17 protein-coding genes and 2 tRNA genes are annotated in these 19,430 nt (G+C 71.1%); 12 read left to right on the forward strand and 7 right to left on the reverse strand.

What is annotated here, in order from left to right; translation table 11 throughout:
* Window positions 1-93: 93 nt before the first annotated feature.
* The 10 genes from ACZ4UU_RS41375 (at window position 94) to ACZ4UU_RS41420 (ending at window position 8,137) form a co-directional block, all read left to right on the forward strand.
* Complete coding sequence (locus tag ACZ4UU_RS41375; RefSeq protein WP_471908598.1) at window positions 94-414, forward strand: hypothetical protein; 321 nt, start codon at window positions 94-96, stop codon at window positions 412-414.
* Complete coding sequence (locus ACZ4UU_RS41380) at window positions 411-587, forward strand: pRL2-8 (RefSeq protein WP_471908674.1); 177 nt, start codon at window positions 411-413, stop codon at window positions 585-587. Before ACZ4UU_RS41375 ends, ACZ4UU_RS41380 begins: the two co-directional genes overlap by 4 nt.
* A 105-nt stretch (window positions 588-692) precedes the next feature.
* The gene (locus tag ACZ4UU_RS41385; protein WP_471908599.1) at window positions 693-2,822 is read left to right on the forward strand and encodes an FtsK/SpoIIIE domain-containing protein; all 2,130 of its coding nucleotides are present in this window, start codon (window positions 693-695) and stop codon (window positions 2,820-2,822) included.
* Window positions 2,823-3,026: 204 nt separating this feature from the next.
* Window positions 3,027-3,491: a hypothetical protein gene (locus ACZ4UU_RS41390; protein WP_471908600.1), complete on the forward strand. Its 465-nt coding sequence runs from the start codon at window positions 3,027-3,029 to the stop codon at window positions 3,489-3,491.
* 11 nt (window positions 3,492-3,502) lie between these two features.
* A complete protein-coding gene (locus ACZ4UU_RS41395) occupies window positions 3,503-3,925 on the forward strand; it encodes a hypothetical protein (RefSeq protein ID WP_471908601.1) in 423 nt (140 codons plus the stop codon).
* Between the two features lie 94 nt (window positions 3,926-4,019).
* Window positions 4,020-4,976, forward strand: coding sequence for a bifunctional DNA primase/polymerase (locus tag ACZ4UU_RS41400; protein ID WP_471908602.1), 957 nt, complete (start codon window positions 4,020-4,022; stop codon window positions 4,974-4,976).
* A complete protein-coding gene (locus ACZ4UU_RS41405; protein WP_471908603.1) occupies window positions 4,973-5,326 on the forward strand; it encodes a hypothetical protein in 354 nt (117 codons plus the stop codon). The genes ACZ4UU_RS41400 and ACZ4UU_RS41405 overlap by 4 nt, the downstream gene beginning before the upstream one ends.
* Window positions 5,323-6,468 (forward strand): DUF3631 domain-containing protein, encoded by a 1,146-nt coding sequence (locus tag ACZ4UU_RS41410; protein WP_471908604.1) that lies wholly within the window; start codon window positions 5,323-5,325, stop codon window positions 6,466-6,468. The genes ACZ4UU_RS41405 and ACZ4UU_RS41410 overlap by 4 nt, the downstream gene beginning before the upstream one ends.
* 185 nt (window positions 6,469-6,653) lie before the next feature.
* Window positions 6,654-6,854, forward strand: a complete 201-nt coding sequence (locus tag ACZ4UU_RS41415) for a helix-turn-helix domain-containing protein (RefSeq protein WP_471908605.1) — start codon at window positions 6,654-6,656, stop codon at window positions 6,852-6,854.
* On the forward strand, window positions 6,854-8,137 hold the full coding sequence (locus tag ACZ4UU_RS41420; RefSeq protein ID WP_471908606.1) for a tyrosine-type recombinase/integrase: 1,284 nt from the start codon (window positions 6,854-6,856) through the stop codon (window positions 8,135-8,137). Before ACZ4UU_RS41415 ends, ACZ4UU_RS41420 begins: the two co-directional genes overlap by 1 nt.
* A gap of 80 nt (window positions 8,138-8,217) precedes the next feature.
* On the opposite strand, the gene ACZ4UU_RS41425 is transcribed toward ACZ4UU_RS41420, so the two are convergent.
* Together ACZ4UU_RS41425 and ACZ4UU_RS41430 are read right to left on the reverse strand one after the other, a co-directional pair.
* Window positions 8,218-8,290, reverse strand: a tRNA-Arg gene (locus tag ACZ4UU_RS41425).
* A 207-nt stretch (window positions 8,291-8,497) separates the two neighbouring features.
* Window positions 8,498-8,588 (reverse strand) — tRNA-Ser (locus ACZ4UU_RS41430).
* Between the two features lie 204 nt (window positions 8,589-8,792).
* On the opposite strand from ACZ4UU_RS41430, the gene ACZ4UU_RS41435 reads away from it, so the two are divergent.
* The gene (locus ACZ4UU_RS41435) at window positions 8,793-9,299 is read left to right on the forward strand and encodes an SSI family serine proteinase inhibitor (RefSeq protein ID WP_471908607.1); all 507 of its coding nucleotides are present in this window, start codon (window positions 8,793-8,795) and stop codon (window positions 9,297-9,299) included.
* 317 nt (window positions 9,300-9,616) lie between these two features.
* Window positions 9,617-13,891 (forward strand): hybrid sensor histidine kinase/response regulator, encoded by a 4,275-nt coding sequence (locus ACZ4UU_RS41440; RefSeq protein WP_471908608.1) that lies wholly within the window; start codon window positions 9,617-9,619, stop codon window positions 13,889-13,891.
* Between the two features lie 133 nt (window positions 13,892-14,024).
* On the opposite strand, the gene ACZ4UU_RS41445 is transcribed toward ACZ4UU_RS41440, so the two are convergent.
* From ACZ4UU_RS41445 to ACZ4UU_RS41465, 5 genes are all read right to left on the reverse strand, one after another.
* Window positions 14,025-15,701 carry a long-chain fatty acid--CoA ligase gene (locus ACZ4UU_RS41445; protein ID WP_471908609.1) on the reverse strand — a complete coding sequence of 559 codons (1,677 nt, stop codon included), beginning with the start codon at window positions 15,699-15,701 and terminating at the stop codon, window positions 14,025-14,027.
* A gap of 141 nt (window positions 15,702-15,842) precedes the next feature.
* The gene (locus ACZ4UU_RS41450; protein ID WP_471908610.1) at window positions 15,843-16,403 is read right to left on the reverse strand and encodes a SigE family RNA polymerase sigma factor; all 561 of its coding nucleotides are present in this window, start codon (window positions 16,401-16,403) and stop codon (window positions 15,843-15,845) included.
* Between the two features lie 146 nt (window positions 16,404-16,549).
* Window positions 16,550-17,716, reverse strand: coding sequence for a lipid-transfer protein (locus ACZ4UU_RS41455; protein WP_471908611.1), 1,167 nt, complete (start codon window positions 17,714-17,716; stop codon window positions 16,550-16,552).
* Window positions 17,713-18,111, reverse strand: coding sequence for a MaoC family dehydratase (locus tag ACZ4UU_RS41460; RefSeq protein ID WP_471908612.1), 399 nt, complete (start codon window positions 18,109-18,111; stop codon window positions 17,713-17,715). The genes ACZ4UU_RS41455 and ACZ4UU_RS41460 overlap by 4 nt, the downstream gene beginning before the upstream one ends.
* Window positions 18,098-19,090: a bifunctional MaoC family dehydratase N-terminal/OB-fold nucleic acid binding domain-containing protein gene (locus ACZ4UU_RS41465; protein ID WP_471908675.1), complete on the reverse strand. Its 993-nt coding sequence runs from the start codon at window positions 19,088-19,090 to the stop codon at window positions 18,098-18,100. The genes ACZ4UU_RS41460 and ACZ4UU_RS41465 overlap by 14 nt, the downstream gene beginning before the upstream one ends.
* Window positions 19,091-19,430 lie beyond the last annotated feature (340 nt).

Genomic DNA, 19,430 nt, shown 5'->3' on the forward strand with positions numbered 1-19,430 from the left:
GCTCTGGTCCCCCGCCCACATCCCAACCGTAGCGGGCCGTTGCCAGGGCGCCCCATCCACCGATCACTGACTTCTTCCCAGGGAGCACCTGACATGGGCAACGCCGACATCCGCCGCCTCGACAAGGAGATCCGGCGCACGCAGAACAAGCTGAATGCCGTCAAGCGGGGCGAGTGGTGGCCGCTGACCGCCCGCGAACGGCTCGACATGACCCGCGCCATGGCCGGTGGCGCCCGCAGCATCCACCAAGGCCGCAGCACGGCCGGTGCGGAGAACCGGATGGACTCTGTCGGCTCCGCCGTCGAGACGCGGCTGACCGCCGAACTGTCCGCCCTGATCGGCGAGCGTCAGCGGCTGATCACCGAGGCCGCGCGCGCCAAGGCGACCAAGAAGTCGTCGGGTTGGGGGTGGTGACCGTGGCCGTCAAGGAGACGCCTCCGGGTGAGTGCCCGCAGTGCTGGCAGCACGCCCACGACCGGCGCGCGCACCGCCACCTGAAGCCGCGTGAGGACTGCCCGCAGTGCGTGGACCACATGCGCAACGGCCACCCCTACCTGGTGCCCAAGCCGAAGTCCCGCTGGTTCTGACCAGCCACAACACCCGGGGTGGCCGCCTCTTTCCACGGACACGGCCACCCCGGAGCCTCCCGCAAACTCCCGCCCCACACAGGGGCAGTCAGGAGACATCTCAGCATGACCGAGAACGTCGTTCACCTGCACAAGAACACCGAACCGCCGACCGGTGAGGCGTCCGTGACCACGCTGACTGTGGTCCCCGAGGCGCCGCCCGCCCGTCCGGTGCCGCTGTGGGTGCGCTCCGGCCGTGCGGTGAAGACCGCCGCTACCCACGAGCGCACCAAGACGGCTGGCCGAGCTGTGGTCCGCCACGGCCTGTACACGTTCAACGGGGGTCGGATCGTGGCCCGCCGCGCGTGGGACGGCCGTACCGGTGCCCGTTACGAGCGCATGATCCGGGCCGCCGAAGCCGCGGGAAACAACGAGCTGGCGGAGGAGTGGGAGGAGCGCCTTCAGCGCTTCCGTGACGCCCGCCACCGCCGCCGCATGGACCTGCTGCACTCCCCGGTGGAGGTCGCCAAGGGGGCCGCCGTCGGCACTGGCATGGGCATCGGCACGCTGGTGGCGCTCGGGGTCGTGATGGCCATCAACAACGGCGACGTCAAGGACGTGATCACGCCGCTTACGGCCACCATCGACTTCATCGGCCTGCTGATCCGGATCGTGCAGGTGGTGTGGGGTCCGGCCCTCACGATCGGCCCGTTCCTGGCCCTGCTCGCGCTGTGGGCCGTCGGCAGCAAGCAGCAGGCCGCACCCCAGTGGGCGCTGCCCGCCAACGTCCGCTCCGGCGAGGGTGAGCCGATCACCCCGTCGATCGTGGTCAAGGCCCTGCGGGACCTCGGCATCGCTCCGCTGAAGAACGCCATCAAGGAGATGGGCGACGCCGGCGCCTCCATGCTGTCGCCGATCACCATCGCCGGATGCGGCGTGGAAGTCGACGTGACGCTGCCCTCCGGGGTGGCCACGAACGAGGTGCAGAAGCGGCGCCGCAAGCTTGCCGAGAACCTGACCCGGCACGAGCACGAGGTGTTCATCACCATCCCACCGGCCGCGCGGACGGTCAGGTTGTGGATCGCCGACTCCGGTGCGCTGGACGAGCCGATCGGCCCGTCCCCGCTGGTCACCGACGAGACGCTGACCGCGAACTACAAGACCGGCAAGGCCCCGTGGGGTCAGGACCTGCGCGGGGACGCCGCTGAGCTGAGCGTGTATCAGCGCCACCTGCTGGTCACGGGTCTGTCCAACCAGGGCAAGACCGCCGCGCTGCGCGCGCTCGCCCTGTGGCTTGCCCTGGACAGGTCGGTGCAGTTCTGGATCGCCGACCTGAAGGGCATCGGCGACTGGGCCATGTTCGACGGCATCGCGCAGATCCTGATCGAGGGTCCCTCCGATGACCACGTGATCCAGGCAACCGAGATGGTCGAGGACGCGGTGGAGGAGATGAACCGGCGGATCGAGGCACGCCGCCAGGACCCGGCCGTCGTGTTCCCGCCGCTGATCGTGCTGGTGGACGAAGCACAGCTGGCGTTCATGTGCCCGGTCGTGGGCGAGGACAAGCGACCCTACGGCGGCTCCAAGGCCACGTCCCGGTACTTCATGGCCGTCCGCAAGATCCACAACCAGGGCCGTGCGGTCGACGTGCTGATGTGGCAGGGCACGCAGGACCCCACCGACCAGAACCTTCCCAAGCTGGTCCGCGAGGGTGCCCACACCCGCGCGTCCCTCGTACTGGGCACCGACACGCAGTCCCGGATGGCGCTCGGGGACAAGGCCGTCAACGGCGGCGCCGCCCCGCACCTGCTGCGCCAGGGCCTGGACAAGGGAACCCTCGTGGTCGCCTCCGACGGGATCGCCATCCCGGCCGGGCAGGCGTCCATCACGGTCCGCACCCACTTCATCGACGACGAACCGGCCGCCGAGATCGCCGACCGGGCCAAGGCCCTGCGCGACGGCGCCACGACCCTGCGCGTCATCGAACGCGACGACGAGCGGGACGCACTCGCCGACGTCGCCCACGTGATCGGCGACGCGTCCCGGCTGCGGACCAACGAGGTCCTCAAGCGGCTGCACGCCCTGGACCCGAGCGCCTACGGCGACCAGTGGACCAACGACCGGCTCAAGAGCCTGCTGGAGGAGCACGGCGAGGAGCCGAAGAAGTCGCACGGGGTCATGGTCGTCCACCGCGATCACGTCCTGCGGGCGCTCGCCAACCGCGACGACGAGGGTTCCGCTTCCGCCGCCCAGTAGCGGGGAGGCACGGCCGTCCGGCCCGGGGAGGCGGGGAGAACTCCCCAACCCCCTCCCCGGGCCGCCTCCCCCACGTTGATCAGCGAAAACACCGCTTCGGGGAGGCGGGGAGGCACCGCAGGTCAACCCCCGAAAACCCCCTCCACAGCGACCCCGGCAGGGGGTGCCCCTGCCTCCCCAACCGAGCACCGGAAGGGATTCCACATGTACCCCGAGCACACCCGCCACACCGCCGCCCACGGGGCCGTGGAAGTCCACCAGCCCACCCCCATCACCCCCGCCGCCATCACGCCGGCGCCGCTCGTTCCCCTCCAGCCGGGCACCGTCCCGGCCGTGGCGAGCATCGTCCTCCCGGACGGCCGCGTCGTCACCGGCTACGCCATCAACCCCGCCCAGCCCGAACCGCTCGCGGCCAAGCCAGCCGTCTCCCGCGCGGCCGTCAACGTCGCACTCGGAGGTGTCGGGTTCCTCGCCGTGTGCGGCGGACTGCTGCTACTGACGACGTTCATCGCGGCGCTGACCGCGCTGGTGACGCAGCTCATCACGCTCGCCGCCGTGGTCTTCGGTGGATACGCCGCCGTGCAGATCTTCAAGCCTGTCGACGCCAAGAGCGGGATCACCTTCCATATCCGCAAAGCGATCTTCAAGCGCAACCACTTCAACGGCTGACAGGAGCCTTCGTGTTCGAGATTCGCGTCATCTGCGACCCCAAGGACGTCACGAGCGTCAGCACCGCGCTGACCCTCACGTTCAAACTGACCAGCCGGATCAGCGACCAGCCCGCCCGCGACGGCAAGCGTCGCCGCCTCTACACCGAGGCCAACCACCGCACCGTTCCCCCGGTGCAGTGCGGCCTCTGCGGTGAGGGCATCCAGCGGGTGGGCCACACCTCTTCGGAGGGCTGGTGGGTTCACGCCCACATGGACACGCCCGATCACGAGGCCGTCCCCGCTGTCTGGAAGAACGGCGACCGGCTCATGGAAACGATCGCCGCCGCCGTCCTCCACCACTGCCGCACCGACGCCAACGGGCTCGTGCACGCCGCCCCGCAGGACATCGCCGCCGTGGCCGCGTCCATCGCCCGTCTCCTGCCCGACGCCTAACTCCAGCAACGCCTAGGGCGGCCCCCTCGTCTCGCCAAAGTCGCGGGGCCGCCCTTGTCTCCGGTCCTCAACAGACCTGTGGAGGTCTCCCAGCATGACCCAACCGACACAGATCCGGCGAGCCCCCGGCTCGCCGCCGACAATCCCCAGCGTCGACCTGGAGTGTCTGCCGCTGCTCGCGTCCGCCCTCACGGCGGCCGAACACGGCTGGCCCGTCATCCCCCTCCAGCCCGGCAGCAAGCGCCCGGCGGGCCACGCCGAACGAGCCTGCCCCAACACCGGACGCTGCGCCGGCGGGCACCGCACCCCGGAGGAGCGGGCCACCACCGACCCCGAGCTGATCCACGCCGCGTGGGCCCACCAGCCCTACAACGTCGGGATCGCGACCGGCCCGGCCGGACTGCTCGTCATCGACCTGGACCCCCTCAAGGCGGAAGAACCAGAAGGAGCGCCTGACGGCGCCACTTCCTTGCAGGCGCTCTGCGAGCGCGCCGGGCAGGTTCTCCCCGACACCTACCGGGTGCGGACCGCGCGCGGTGAACACCTCTACTTCACCGCCCCCGCCGGGGTCAGGTTGAAGTGCAGCGTCGACCGCCTCGGGCCGCACATCGACACCCGCGCGTGGGGCGGCTACGTCGTCGCCCCCGGCAGCGCCATCCCCGACGGCACGTACGAGGTCGCCCACGACGTACCGGTGGCCGAACTCCCGGACTGGATCGCCGCGTTGCTCACGGAGCCGCACAAGCCCGCCCCGGTGCCTGTCCGCGTCCAGGACGGCACCCGCGCCGCACGAGTCGCCCTGCAACGCGAGTGCGCCGTCATCGCCTCCGCGTCCGAGGGCGGGCCGCACGGCCGCAACAACACCCTCCACAAGAGCGCCTGCAAGGTGGCCCGGTTCGTGGCGTGGGGCGACATCCCCCGGCACGTGGTGGAGCAGGCAATCCAGGGGGCGGGGGAGGCTACGGGCCTGCCGCCGGCCGAGTGCCGCACCACCATCCGCAGCGCCATGGACTGGGTCATCGCCCACGCCACCCCACGGGAGACGGCATGACCGCGCCGACTACCCCCGCCCTGGATTGCCCCACCACCACCCCGACCGTCCCGCACGCCGCACCACAGCATGCGGACGCCACGGCCGTGGGCGGCCGAAAAGGTGTCGCCGAAGGCGTCCCCATTGCTGTTCGCCCTGACCCTCGCCGCAATGACGGCCGCTACCCCGTGGCCTGGCTCCGCATCACCGCCCCCCGCGGTGCCACCCCCACCGCCACCTCGAAGTGCCTGTGCGGTCGCGACCGCAGCGCCATTGGTCGCCGCAAGGTGCTCGCCCTGATCGACGACCACGAAGCCCACCGCGACCTCTGCCCGCTCCGCAACCCCCAGGAAGGAAGGGCCGCCGCATGACCCCCACCATCGACGGGGCCGCGCTGCTCGACGAGGTGGAAGCCTTCCACCGCCGCTTCAACGTCTTCCCCCACGAAGCCGCCTACGTCGCCGTGACGCTGTGGGACGCGCACGCCCACCTGCTCGACTGCTTCGACTCCACCCCCCGGCTGGCGTTCCTGTCGCCGGAACCGGGGTCGGGGAAGTCCCGGGCGCTGGAAGTCGTGGAAACCCTCGTTCCCCAGCCCATGACGGCCGTCAACGCATCCGCCGCCGCCCTGTTCCGGTCCGTCTCCAACCCCAACGGGCGCCCCACGATCCTGTTCGACGAAATCGACACGATCTTCGGCCCCAAGGCAGGCGACAACGAGGAGCTGCGCGGCTTCCTCAACGCCGGACACCGCCGCACCGGGGTCACCTACCGGTGCATCGGCGACGGCGGCAACCAGACCGTTCAGGCCTTCCCCTCATACTGCGGGGTCGCGGTCGCAGGACTCGGCAACCTGCCCGACACGATCATGACCCGCTCGGTGGTGATCCGGATGCGGCGCCGGGCACGCAACGAACGCGTGGAAGCCTTCCGAGCCCGCATCCACGAGGCCGAAGGGCACGAGCTGCGTGAACGGCTCGCCAAGTGGGCCGAACACGCCCGCGGGTTCGTCATGGGCGCCTGGCCCGACATGCCCGACGGCGTTTCCGACCGGCCGGCGGACGTGTGGGAACCCCTGCTCGCCATCGCCGACGCGGCCGGAGGCGACTGGCCCGAGCGAGCACGCGCGGCCTGTGTGACGCTAGTGACCGCCTCCAAGGCCAACGACAAAGGCAGCCTCGGTGTCCGCCTGCTCACCGACCTACGCGACCACGTCATGGTCGGCATCGACCGCCTTCCCACCGTGGCAATCCTCGACCGGCTCAACGCCCTGGACGACGCACCCTGGGCCGACCTGCACGGCAAGCCGCTCGACAACCGGCGCCTGTCGAAGATGCTCGCGGAGTACATGACGGCCGACAACGAGCCCATCGCCTCCCGCAACATCAAGACCGCCGGAAGCGTCCTCAAGGGCTACTACGCCGCCGACCTCGCCGACGCGTGGGCCCGCTACTGCCCCCCACCCCCGGAAAGTCCGCTACCTCCGCTACCCGGCATCGAAAACGCGGCCTGACCTGCAACAACGCGGTAGCGGCAACCCGCCTCGATTGCCGCTACCGCCCCGCTACCCATCCGCTACCGCTACCCCTTCCCGCTACCTCCACCAGGCCCCTGACCTGCGAGGTAGCGGAGGTAGCGGAAGTAGCGGCCCTCAGAAGGGGGCCCAGGAAGGCCCTTCCGTCTCCCCGGAGGTTCCGCGTGCTTACCGCCGTCCCGAGCGACCCCCAAGCACTCACCGTCCCGGAGGTCATGACCGCGCTGAGGTTGAGCCGCAGCAAGGTCTACGACCTGATCCGCTCCAGGCAGCTCCCCAGCTACACGTCCGGCCGCGCCCGCCGCATCCCGGTCGATGCCGTCCGCCATTACATGCAAGACCGACTTGAGGAGAACGCAGCCTGATGGCCAAGCGACGCGCCAACGGCGAAGGAACGATCACCAAGCGCGCAGACGGCCGCTATCACGCCGCCGCGTACGTCTACCGTCCCGACGGGACCCGCACCCGGAAGTTCGTCTACGGCAAGACCCGCGACGAAGTAGCCGACAAGCTCACCGAGATGCAGGAGAAGACCCGACAGGGCATCCCTGCCGCTTCGTCCACGATGGCGTTCGGGGACTACCTCACGTACTGGCTCGCAGCCATCGCGCCGGAGCGACTCAAGCCGTCCACGCTCAACAGCTACGAGGGGCTCACCCGCCTCTACATCCGCCCCGCGCTCGGCAAGAAGAAGCTGAACCGGTTGACGCCGGCGGATGTGCGCCGCTTCCTCACCGAGTTCAAGACCGCCTGCCTGTGCTGCCTCCGAGGCGCGGACAAGGAACGCCCGGAGGACAAGCGATCCTGCTGCGCCGTCGGCCGGTGCTGCGAGCGCCGCCCGTCGGCCCGCACCGTTCAGTACATCCACGCCGTGCTCCGGTCCGCCCTACAGCAGGCGATGCGAGAGGAACTGATCGCTCGGAACGTCGCGCGCATCGTCGAAACGCCCACCGTCACGCCCAAGGAGGTGCGTCCGCTGAACGCCGCTGAAGCCCGCCTACTCCTCAAGACCGCCCGATCCCACCGCCTCTACGCCCTGTGGCTGCTGCTCGTGTCGACCGGCCTGCGCCGAGGTGAGGCTCTCGCGCTCACGTGGTCGGACGTCGACCTCACAAACGGCCAGCTCCGCGTCCGCCGGAACGTGCAGCGCATCCGGCGGGAGCTGATCTTCGGCAGCCCCAAGACCACACGGTCGATCCGCACGGTCCCCCTGCCGAAGCACTGCGTGCGAGCACTCACGCAGCATCGCGACCAGCAGGAACGGGAGCGCAAGGTCGCGGGCGAGAAGTGGCAGCCCACACCGGGGCAGCCGGACGGGCTGATCTTCACCACGACGACCGGTCGCGTCACGGACCCCCGGAGCCTGAACCGCATGCTGACCATCCTGTGCAGGGACGCCCATGTGCACCGCGTGCGGGTGCACGACCTCCGCCACACGTGCGCCTCACTCTTGCTCGCCCAAGGTGTCGACGCCCGCACGATCATGGAGACACTCGGGCACAGCACGATCACGATGACGCTGGACACCTACGCGCACGTGATGGACACGACGCTGAGGGCGGCCGCCGAGCGGATGGATGACGCCCTGAACCTTGACGGGTCCGACGAGAATTCGGAGGGCGAGGCGGAGTCGGATACCGACGGCTGAACGCCTTCTCCGAACGCGTTGATGTCAACCGCTGATGTCAAAGGCCCCTTGGGATGATCCCAAGGGGCCTTTGACCTGTGTGCACTCGGCAGGATTCGAACCTGCAACCTTCTGATCCGTAGTCAGATGCTCTATCCGTTAAGCTACGAGTGCTTGTTCTGTTTTCCGTCGCTCCCGGCCCTTCCGGCCCGCTCGCGGCGACAGGAAGAACATTACATGACTGCCGCCGCCATGTGAAATCCGTTTGCCGCACCCCTTGCGACCTGCGAAAACAGTCATATGAGGCGTTGAGTGGGCAGGTGCAGAACGGTGGGAACGACGAAGCCCCGGTCCAGTGGACCGGGGCTTCGTGATCTGGCGCGGAGGCGGAGGGATTTGAACCCTCGATGGGCTTTAAGGCCCAAACCGCATTAGCAGTGCGGCGCCATAGACCGGACTAGGCGACGCCTCCAGCACAGCCGCCCGCGCGAGCGCGAGTGGTGCGTGCAGATGATGACACAGTCGAGCGTGCTGTCACCAATCGACCTCCACGGTACTAGGCGGGGAGGCCGCAGGGCAAAGCTCTTCCCGGCGTGCTTCGCGGCCGTCGGGGCGGGGGAGGCAACCAGGCCGGGGGTGGGCGCAACGTCCGGGGGTGTGCGGCGTTAGTCAGGTCATGTTGCAGGTCAACCGTTCCGCCGCGGCCGGGCGCCTTCGCCGGGCTCTCCTCGTCACCGCCGGTTCCCTCGCCGCCGTCGGCTCCACCGCCCTCGCGCCCGCCGCGCACGCCCACGCCGCGCCGCTCTCCCTCGCGTCCCCCTCCCTCCAGGACGCCGGCCGCTCCGGCGATCACCTCACCGTCACCGTCCGCGACGCCGGCGGCGCTGCCGACGGGACGTACGAGCTGTCCTGTCATCCGGCCGGGGGCGATCACCCCGACGCCGGCGGCGCCTGTGCCGCGCTCGATCGCGGTACCCGGTGGGGCAAGGACACCTTCGCCCCCGTACCGCAGGGCAGCCTCTGCACCATGCAGTACGGCGGGGCGGCCACCGCCCATGTCACCGGCACCTGGGCCGGGCGGCCCGTCGACGCGCGGTTCGATCGCGGTGACGGGTGCGAGATCGCACGGTGGGACCGGCTGGTGCCGCTCCTTCCCGACCTGCGGCAGACGGGACAGCCGTAGCTCAACCGGTCAGGCCGCCCCGTCAGGGAAGCGGGGGGTCCGGTACGTCGTCGCACAGACTTTCCATGGAGGAAGCACCGGCCCCGTAAAAGTCCCGCGAAGGTCTCGCGAAGCAGGACTGACAGCGGAAGTACCCAGGAAAGGACGTCGGCAGGGGCGGTCATACGTTCTGGTTCACTTCGTCGTGCGACCTGCCTCTCATCCGGCGTCGCGAGCGCAACCCCAGCCCTTAGACTCCCTCGCGTGACACGCCGCGGGCCGGTTGGCAAGATGGCCCGAGCGGTCGGCAAGGTGCGGTAACAGGGAGGAAGCGTCTCGTGAGCAGCAGGCCATCCCGAGGCGCTGCTCGCCTCGCAGCCATACTCGACGCGCTGCCCGACGCGTTGGTGCTGGTCAACGCCAATGGGACCGTCGTCAACGCCAACACCATCGCCCTGGAGGCCTTCGAGGCACCGGGCACGGCTCTGGTGGGGCGGGGGCTGCTCGATCTGCTGCCGCAGTTCGACTCGAAGCTGATTCCGGGGTCCATGCGGCGGCCCGACCACATGGACCCGCAGGGACGGACCAAGCCGACCCGGATGATGGCCCGGCGGACCGACGGCGGCGAGTTCCCGGTCGAGGTCACGTCCGCGAATCTGGAGAACAGCCAGCAGGCCTACGACAGCTACGGCTACAGCGGTGACGAGCTGCTGATGCTCGTCGTTCGGGATCTGACCGGGACCGTCGACACCGAGGCCGAGCTGGCGCGTTCGCAGCGGCAGACCGAGATGATCCTGCGCGCCGCCTCCGAGGGCGTCGTCGGTACGGACACCGACGGGCGGATCGTCCTCGTGAATCCGGCCGCCGCCCAGATACTGGGTTATCGGGCCAGCGACCTGGGCGGCCGGGAGCTGCACACGCTCGTCCTGCACTCCCGTCCCGACGGCTCCCCCTTCCCGTACGAGGAGTCCCCGCTCGCCGACACCCTGCGCTCCGGGCGCAAGCACCGGGTGCGCGGCCAGGTGCTGTTCGCCAAGAACGGCGACAAGGTTCCGGTCGACCTGACGACCGCGCCGGTGCGCGACGGGGACCAACTCGTCGGCGCCGTGATGACCTTCGCCGACCGCCGGCCCTTCGACGCCCTCGCCGAGGAGAAGACCGCCGCCGAGGAGCAGCACGCCGAGGAGCTGGAGCGGCTCGCCGAGGAGCACGCGTCCGAGCTGACGGCGCTGCGGCAGAAGCAGGTCGCCGAGCTCGAGGAGCTCAAGGAGCGGCACGAGGAGGAACTCGCCGCGGGCGAGGAGCGGTACGCCGCGCTCGGGGAGCGGGAGAAGGACCGGTACGAGGCACTGGCGGGCCGGCATGAGCAGCTGCTGACCCTGCTCGCCCGTTCGCTGCGGGGCCCGCTGGACGAACTCCGCCGGGAGCTGGCCGCGCTCGCCGCGGACGACGCGGGGCAGTTGTGGCCCGAGGCCAACCAGGTGCTGCACCATCTGTCGGCCGGCTATTCGCGCATCACGACGCTGATCGACAACGTCCTCGGCTACCAGCAGCTCGAAACGGGCGGCGACGCGATCGTCCGTACGAAGGTGATGCTCGACGCCGTCGTCGCCGCGGGTGTCGACGGGGCCGTCGAGCTCATCGGGCCCGGGCGGGTGCAGTTCGCCGTGCACGCGCCGCCCATCGAGGCCGAGGTCGACCCGCGGCGCCTCGCCACCGCGCTCGCGCATCTCGTCGCGGACGTGGCGGGAGTCGACGCGACCGGGAACTCTCCGGTGTCGGCGGGCGGTTACATGGACAACACCGTCGTGGTCGCGGCGGCGCAGCGGGGTGAGGTCGTACGGATCGAGGTGCGCGGGCCGTATGCCGGGGGAGACCCGGTGCACGAGCCGATCGTGCGCGGGATCGTGCGGTCCCACGGCGGTGTGCTCCAGACGCACGACGTGCCGGGGATGAGCGGCAGCGCGTACGTCCTCGAAGTGCCCATCGGGGGCGGTGCCGGTGCCGTTCCCGCGGCCCCCGGCGGACCTGCCGCCATCGAGGCGGGTGACGGGACCGAGGGCGCCACCCAGGGTGCCGAGCAGGGCTTGGAGCAGGGTGCCGGTGGCGGTCGGCGGCGGGCCAGGCGGTCCTCCGTGGACGCCTTCCTGGAGAGCGACACGCCCGGTGCCGACGCCGAGGGCGGCGCCGCGGATGCCGAGAGTGCGGCGCCCACCGGGCGTCGGCGCAGGCGCGCGGCGGCAGCGCCCGAACTGCCCCAGGGTGCCGAGGACGCGGTCGGCGAGGCGTCCGGCGGTACCGGACGGCGGCGCGGTCGGCCGGCCGAGGACGGCCAGGACGGCGCGGAGGGCGGTGACGGTGTCTCCGAGGGGGCGGTCGTCACGGCCGCCGAGCATGCGGCGGGGACCGCGGCCGCCGGGAACAACCTGGGCGGGACCGTGCCGCCGCAGGGCGTGCCCGCGCCCAGCGGACGACGTGCCCGGCGCGACGGCGGGGAGCAGCACGCTCTGCCGCCTGCCCTGCCCGCGGCCGGTGACGCCGCTCAGACTCCTTCCGGCGCCGGTACGGCCGGCCCGGGCGAGGCTCCTCAGCCGACGGGACGGCGCCGACGTGCGCTCGCCGCGGCGGCCGAGCGCAGTGCCGCGGCCGCGCAGGCGCAGGAGGCTGGGCCCCGCCCGGTGTTCGCGCTGCCGCCTGCCGAGGCGGACCGTGTTGCTGCCGCGCCCGCGGAGGGGCCGGGCGACGGCGGCTCCGAGCCGGCCGCGCCCGTGGCTCCGGCCGGCCACCCGAACATGACCCCGGCTTCGCCGGTGGCTGCGGCTCCGGTCCCGACTCCGGGGCAGGCACCGGTTCCGGCCCCGGTTCAGGTTCCCGGCCAGGGGGCTCCCGGGGACGTTCTCGCCGACGAGGGCCGGCACGATGCCGTGCCGCACGACCAGGCCGAGGACCACACCCCGCCTCAGCCCCACCCCACCAGCGCGCCGACGGGGCGTCGCCGACGGGCCGTGGGGCAGCCCGCGGAGGCGGTTTCGGCACAACCGGCTGTTGCACAGGCAGCCGCGGCAGCCCCGGTGCAGGCCGGGCAGGCTCAGCCCGCCCCGGGTCGGCCGCTTCCCGCCGAGGCTCCCGAGCAGGGCACTGGGGCGCAGAGCGCCCCGGCCCCTCAGCCGTGGCCCGCCGCGGACGACACCCCCGGCGCCGGTACCGCCGTACCGGCGAACGTCGCCGCCACCGCCGTGCCGCCGCATCCGAACGCCCCCCAGCCCGCCCCCGGCACTCCGGCGCCGGGCACGCCGCTGCCGCCGGAAGTCGCGGCGGCTGCCGGGGCCGGTCGGCAGGAGCGGGCGGCGGCCCAGCCGTTGCCGGCCGAGGCCGGTGCTTCCGGCGCCGCTGCCGCCGCACCGGTGGACCCGAACTCGACGCAGGGGCGCGCGATCAGTGTGCGGACCCTGGGGCAGGGTGTGCCGTTCACGCGGCAGGCGGCGCAGGTGCAGCAGCCCGCGCCGCCCGCGCCTTCGTCGGCGACGCCTCCCCCGCATCAGACCAACGGCGGTCGGCGCCGCAAGCTCGGTACGCCGCCCGACCCCGCCGCGCGGGCCGGTGCCTCGGCTGAGCAGGCGGCGCGCCCCCATCCGTCGGCCGAACAGCCGCCGGTGCCCGCGCAGCCACAGTCCCAGCCACAGGCGCAGGCCTCGCTCGGCGGGCAGCCTCAGCCCCAGCCGTCGTCGGCCGGGCAGTCGCGGCTCGCGCCGATGACCGAGGGTGCCGGACGCTCGTACGCCATAGGCGCCCCGGACGAGAACGCCGCCGAAGGGCCCGAGCCGTTGGACGGGCCGGGCGGGGCCGTCGAGGTCGCGGACACTCCGCGGCCGCAGCCGATGGACGACGAACTGCCGCCGGAGCCGCTCGACAACCCGCGGCGGCTGCTGGTGTGGCCCGCGCCGGACGTGACGACCCAGCAGGCGCTGAGCGACCGCGGCTACCGGCCGGTCATCGTGCACTCACGCGAGGAGGTCGACGCGCAGATCGCGGCGTTCCCGGCCGCGCTGTTCGTCGACCCGCTGACCGGGCCGATCACGCGGACCGCGCTTCAGTCGTTGCGGCAGGCCGCGGTCGCCGCCTCGGTGCCGGTGATGGTGACGGCGGGGCTGGGACAGGCCTCGCGGGAGGCGGCGTACGGCGCTGATCCCGCCGTACTCCTCAAGGCGCTGGCGCCTCGGGACAGTGAGCAGCACCCGCCGCGTGTGCTGCTGATCGAGGAGCACGCGGAGATCGCGCTGGCGCTGACCGCGACGCTGGAGCGGCGCGGGATGCAGGTGGCGCGGGCCGCGAGTGACGCGGACGCGGTGGCGCTGGCCGGTGACTTCCGGCCGAACCTGGTCGTGATGGACCTGATGCAGGTGCATCACCGCCGGGCCGGGATCGTCGACTGGCTGCGCGCGAACGGGCAGCTCAACCGCACCCCGCTCGTCGTCTACACCGCCGCCGTCGACCAGGCGGACCTGCCGCGGCTGGCCTCCGGCGAGACGGTGCTGTTCCTGGCGGAGCGGTCGACGAGCGGTGAGGTGCAGGGCCGGATCGTGGATCTGCTGTCGAGGATCGGTACGAACTGAGGGACGGTGCGGCAGCGCCCTCTGAGGGGCGCGGGACTGTGTCGATGTGCGGCTAACGCCGCGTGGGCGCGGCCGGCCACGGACAACCCGCGGCCGGCCGACGACAGTTCCCCGCCCCCGTGACGGCGCCCCGTCAGAGCTGGGTGACGTCCAGCCCACCCTCCGCGTACTGCCTGCGCAGCACCTTCTTGTCGAACTTGCCCACGCTCGTCTTCGGCACCGCCGCGATGACCGTCCAGCGCTCCGGCAGCTGCCACTTGGCGATCTTGCCCTCCTCCGCGAGGAAGGTACGCAGGGCCTCGAAGTCGGTGGAGGAGCCCTCCTTCAACACGACCGTGGCCAGCGGGCGCTCGCCCCACTTGTCGTCCGGAACGGCGACGACGGCGGCCTCGGCGACGTCCGGGTGGGACATCAGCGCGTTCTCCAGCTCGACCGAGGAGATCCACTCGCCGCCGGACTTGATGACGTCCTTGGCGCGGTCGGTGAGGGTGAGGAAGCCGTCGGGGGAGATGATGCCGACGTCGCCGGTCTTCAGCCAGCCGTCCTCGCTGAACTTGTCGGCGGGGCGCAGGGGTTCGGCGCCGGGGCCGTTGTAGTAGGCGCCCGCGATCCAGGGGCCGCGGACCTCCAGCTCGCCGGCCGACTCGCCGTCCCACGGGATGCGCTCGCCGCCGGGGCCGGTGAGGCGGGCCTCGACGCTCGTCGGGAAGCGGCCCTGGGTCAGCCGGTACGCGAACTCCTCCTCCGTGCCGACCGCGTGGGCCGGCGGCCGGGCGACCGTGCCGAGCGGGGAGGTCTCCGTCATGCCCCAGGCGTGGCAGACCCGCATGCCCAGTTTGTCGAACGCCTCCATGAGCGAGGGCGGACAGGCCGAGCCGCCGATGGTGACCTGGCCGAGGGTGGAGACGTCCCGTGGCTTCGCGGTGAGCTCGGCGAGCAGACCCTGCCAGATGGTGGGCACGGCGGCGGCGTGGGTCGGCTTCTCGCCCTCGATCATCTCGGCGAGCGGTGCGGGCTGCAGGAAGCGGTCCGGCATCAGCATGTTGACGCCGGTCATGAAGGTGGCGTGCGGCAGGCCCCAGGCGTTGACGTGGAACTGCGGCACCACGATCAGCGAGGTGTCCCGGTCCGTCAGACCCATCGACTGGGTCATGTTGACCTGCATGGAGTGCAGATAGACCGAGCGGTGGGAGTAGACGACGCCCTTCGGATCCCCGGTCGTCCCGGAGGTGTAGCACATGGAGGCGGCCTGCCGCTCGTCCAGCTCCGGCCAGTCGTACGTCGTCGGCTTCCCGGCGATCAGTTCCTCGTACTCGTGCACCTGCACGGCCGCGCCCGCCAGGCCGGAACGGTCACCCGGACCCGACACCACCACGTGCTCCACCGTCTTGAGGTGGGGCAGGAGCGGGGCGAGCAGGGGGAGGAGCGAACCGTTGGCGATCACGACCCGGTCGGCCGCGTGGTTGACGATCCAGGCCAGCTGCTCGGCCGGGAGGCGCAGGTTGAGGGTGTGCAGGATCGCGCCCATGGAGGGGATCGCGAAGTAGGCCTCGACGTGCTCGGCGTTGTTCCACATCAGGGTTGCGACCCGCTCGTCGCCGGTCACGCCCAGGTCCTCGCGCAGGGCGTGCGCCAGCTGTGCCGCCCGGGCCCCGACCTCGGCGAAGGAACGACGGTGCGGCTCGGCCTCGCCGGTCCATGTGGTGACCTGCGATGTGCCGTGAATCGTCGACCCGTGGGTCAGGATCCTCGAGATCAGCAGCGGTACGTCCTGCATGGTGCTCAGCACGGCGTCCTCCCGGGGCGACATTGCCTGCGCGGTAGTAAGGGTTGCGAAGATTCTGCGCGCATACCGCGCGGTATGTCACTAGGGGCGGGCGATCGATCATGTCACGTTGCGTTCACAGAGCTCTCCCGGTAGGGGTGGGGTGAAACCCGCCGAGCCTCTGCACTACCGGGCCAGCACCAGCTCAGGGTCCTCGCGCAGCTTCCCGAGCGCTCTCGACACCGCTGACTTCACGGTGCCGACGGAGACGCCGAGCACCTCGGCCGTCTGGACCTCGCTGAGATCCTCGTAGTACCGCAGGACGACCATGGCCCGCTGCCGCGCGGGCAGCCGCATGATCGCGCGCCACATGGCGTCGTGCAGCGCCTGCTGCTCGGCCGGGTCGTTGTCGTGGCCGGGCATCGGCTCCGGCTCCGGCAGCTCGTCGCAGGCGAACTCGTCGACCTTGCGCTTGCGCCACTGCGACGTCCGCGTGTTCAGCAGTGCCCTGCGCACATAGCCGTCGAGCGCGCGATGGTCCTCGATGCGCTCCCAGGCCACGTACGTCTTGGTGAGCGCGGTCTGCAGCAGGTCCTCGGCGTCGCTCGGGTTCGCGGTCAGCGACCGGGCGGTACGCAGCAGCACCGGCTGGCGGGCCCGCATGTACGACGTGAAGGAGGGATACATCGCGTTCGCAAGGGACCGCGTCGCGGCGTCGGAAGCGCTGGTGCAGACGGGTGTGGTCATGGCTCCACGCTATGAGCGGGCCCTGCTTCAGCGGATCGGCCGCAGGTGCCGAAGCCACGTCCGACTCAGGTTGTAGGGGTGGGGCTGACTCCACCTCCTGAAGGTGGACGAGCGGGGGACGGCTACTGCGGGATTACCCCTGGGGGTCATCGGTCGACAGTAAGGACCAGCCCCGACGTCGGCACCCCGGTCCCCGCCGTCACCAGCACTCTTTCCGCCCCGGATATCTGGTTCACGGACGTCCCGCGCACCTGCCTCACTCCCTCCGCGATCCCGTTCATCCCGTGCAGATACGCCTCCCCGAGCTGCCCCCCGTGCGTGTTGAGCGGCAACCGCTCCTCGGCCACGAAGCCCCCTCCCTCTCCCTTCCCGCAGAACCCGAACTCCTCGAGCTGCATGACGACGTAAGGGGTGAAGTGGTCGTACAGAATTCCCACGTCGATCTCCCCCGGCCCCAGCCCCCCGGTCCGCCACAGCTGCCGCGCCACCACGCCCATCTCGGGAAGGCCGGTGAGATCGTCCCGGTAGAAGCTCGTCATCTGCTCCTGCCCGCGGCCGGCACCCTGGGCCGCCGCCGCTATGACGGCCGGCGGGTGGGGCAGGTCACGGGCCCGCTCGACGGAGGTGACGACGATCGCCTGGCCGCCGTCCGTCTCCTGGCAGCAGTCCAGCAGCCGCAGCGGCTCGACGATCCAACGCGAGGCCGCGTGGTCGGCGAGGGTGATGGGTCTGCCGTGGAAGTAGGCGGCCGGGTTGGTCGCCGCGTACTTGCGGTCGGTCACCGCCACGTGCCCGAACACCTCCGGCGTCAGCCCGTAGGTGTGCAGATACCGCTGGGCCGCCATCGCCACCCAGGAGGCCGGGGTGAGCAGCCCGAACGGCAGGGACCAGCCCAGCGCCACGCCCTCCGCCGAGGGCTCCCGGTGCTGCACGCCCGAGCCGAATCTCCGACCCGACCGCTCGTTGAAGGCCCGGTAGCAGACCACCACCTCCGCGACGCCCGTCGCCACAGCGAGCGCCGCCTGCTGGACCGTCGCGCAGGCAGCGCCGCCGCCGTAGTGCACACGGGAGAAGAAGGACAGCTCCCCCATCCCGCAGGCCTGGGCCACGGTGATCTCCGGGCTGGTGTCCATCGTGAACGTCACCATCCCGTCCACGTCTCCCGGCGTCAGCCCGGCGTCGTCCAGGGCGGCCCGCACCGCCTCCACGGCCAGCCGCAGCTCGCTGCGCCCGGAGTCCTTCGAGAAGTCGGTGGCCCCGATGCCCGCAATCGCAGCCCGCCCGGCCAGGGCGTCCCTAGCGCGCACGCTCATTCCATGCCCTCCGACCGCGGCACCGTGACCGTCACCGTGCCGGTCACGTGCTTGCCGATGCCGTTCGCGCCGATCACCCGGACCGTCACGGTGTCTCCGTCGATCTCCTCGACGCGCCCCGTCAACACCATCGTGTCCCCCGGGTAGTTGGGTGCACCAAGTCGTATGGCCACCCTGCGCAGTTCGGCCGTCGGCCCGAAGTGGTCGGTGATGTAGCGGCCGACCAGGCCGTTCGTCGTCAGGATGTTCATGAAGATGTCCGGGGAGCCCTTCTGACGGGCCAACTCCGCGTCATGGTGGACGTCTTGGTAGTCGCGTGAGGCGATGGCCCCGGCGACGATCAGCGTGCGGGTGATCGCGATCTCCAGCGGGGGCAACTCGTCACCGGCGTTCATACAGCCCCTCCTGAGCGGTCCCCTCTTGGGCGCACCAGATCGGCAGCACCAACTCCTCGTCGCACTCCCGGAATTCGAGCCGCACCGGCAACCCGATCCGGACCTTGTCGTATGGCACGCCCAGCACGTTGCCGATCATCCGCACCCCCTCGGCCAGTTCGATCAGGCCGACCGCGTAGGGAGGGTCGAAGGCGGGGAACGGCGGGTGGTGCATCACGACGTACGAATAGACCGTCCCCTCACCGCTCGCCTCGACCGTGTCCCAGTCCGGTCCGCCGCACGCGTTGCAGCCGGGCAGCCAGGGGTGGCGGAGCGTGCCGCAGCCGGTGCAGCGCTGGATGAGGAGTCGGCGCTGCTGGACGCCCTCCCAGAAGGCGGCGTTGTCGCGGTTGACGACGGGGCGGGGACGTGAAGGCTTCTGCGACAGGTCGCGCCGGGTCGGACTGCCTCCCGGGCGGTCTGCCCGACGTCGCGGCGCGTACTTGAGGATGCGGAAGCGGTGGGTGCCCGCGAGGTCGGGTCCGACGCGGATGTCCATACGCGTCGTGACGAAGTACCCGGTGCCGAGCTTGGTCGCCTTCTTCTCCGAGACCGACTCGATCACCGAGTCGTAGGTGATCTCGTCCCCGGGGCGCAGGGGCCGTAGATACTCCTGCTCGCAGTCCGTGGCGACGACGGAGGTGTAGCCGGCCCCGTCGAGCAGGCCGAGCAGCTCGTCGTACGCGTGTGTGCCTCTCGTATGGCCGGAGAGGCCGCTCATGGTCCACGCCTGGAGCATGGTGGGCGGCGCGATGGCGTCCGGCCCCGAGTACGCCGGGTTGGTGTCGCCCATCGCCTCGCACCAGTGCCGGATCATGGGCACGTTGACGGGGTCCTTGCCGGCCCGGGCCACGGCGGCGCGCCGGCCCTCGTAGACCTTCAGCCGCGTCTCGAACGCCTCGGCCGCCTCGCCGGTCTCCACGTCCGCCTCATGGCTCACCACCGGTTCGTAGCTCACCGTCGCCCCCTCGCCCTCATCGCCCTCATCGCCCCACGGCGCATCGCACTGACACTTCTGGTACACCACGCACGCCGATCCGGTTCCCACGATTTTTCCCGGGTCCACGAAGATTTCTGACTGTCCGTCAGATATGGCGCACTGTCAAGGCGGCGAAGAGCAGCGGAAGGCAGTGGAAAGCAGAGGAAGGCAGCGGAAGACAGGGGAGGCAGCGGAAGGCAGTAGAAGCAGTGGAAGCGGTAGAAGGCAGTAGAAAAACGCCTGCGCGGCGGTACCGAAGTACCGCCGCGCCGACGCGTTACACCCCACAGAGCACACCCCG

Source organism: Streptomyces sp. NPDC028907, from assembly GCF_055564995.1.

Coding starts and splice junctions, on each gene's coding strand:
- ACZ4UU_RS41375 (WP_471908598.1), top strand. CDS start 94: ATGGGCAACGCCGACATCCGCCGCCTCGACAAGGAGATCCGGCGCACG.
- ACZ4UU_RS41385 (WP_471908599.1), top strand. CDS start 693: ATGACCGAGAACGTCGTTCACCTGCACAAGAACACCGAACCGCCGACC.
- ACZ4UU_RS41390 (WP_471908600.1), top strand. CDS start 3,027: ATGTACCCCGAGCACACCCGCCACACCGCCGCCCACGGGGCCGTGGAA.
- ACZ4UU_RS41400 (WP_471908602.1), top strand. CDS start 4,020: ATGACCCAACCGACACAGATCCGGCGAGCCCCCGGCTCGCCGCCGACA.
- ACZ4UU_RS41405 (WP_471908603.1), top strand. CDS start 4,973: ATGACCGCGCCGACTACCCCCGCCCTGGATTGCCCCACCACCACCCCG.
- ACZ4UU_RS41410 (WP_471908604.1), top strand. CDS start 5,323: ATGACCCCCACCATCGACGGGGCCGCGCTGCTCGACGAGGTGGAAGCC.
- ACZ4UU_RS41420 (WP_471908606.1), top strand. CDS start 6,854: ATGGCCAAGCGACGCGCCAACGGCGAAGGAACGATCACCAAGCGCGCA.
- ACZ4UU_RS41435 (WP_471908607.1), top strand. CDS start 8,793: ATGTTGCAGGTCAACCGTTCCGCCGCGGCCGGGCGCCTTCGCCGGGCT.
- ACZ4UU_RS41445 (WP_471908609.1), bottom strand. CDS start 15,701: ATGTCGCCCCGGGAGGACGCCGTGCTGAGCACCATGCAGGACGTACCG.
- ACZ4UU_RS41450 (WP_471908610.1), bottom strand. CDS start 16,403: ATGACCACACCCGTCTGCACCAGCGCTTCCGACGCCGCGACGCGGTCC.
- ACZ4UU_RS41455 (WP_471908611.1), bottom strand. CDS start 17,716: ATGAGCGTGCGCGCTAGGGACGCCCTGGCCGGGCGGGCTGCGATTGCG.
- ACZ4UU_RS41460 (WP_471908612.1), bottom strand. CDS start 18,111: ATGAACGCCGGTGACGAGTTGCCCCCGCTGGAGATCGCGATCACCCGC.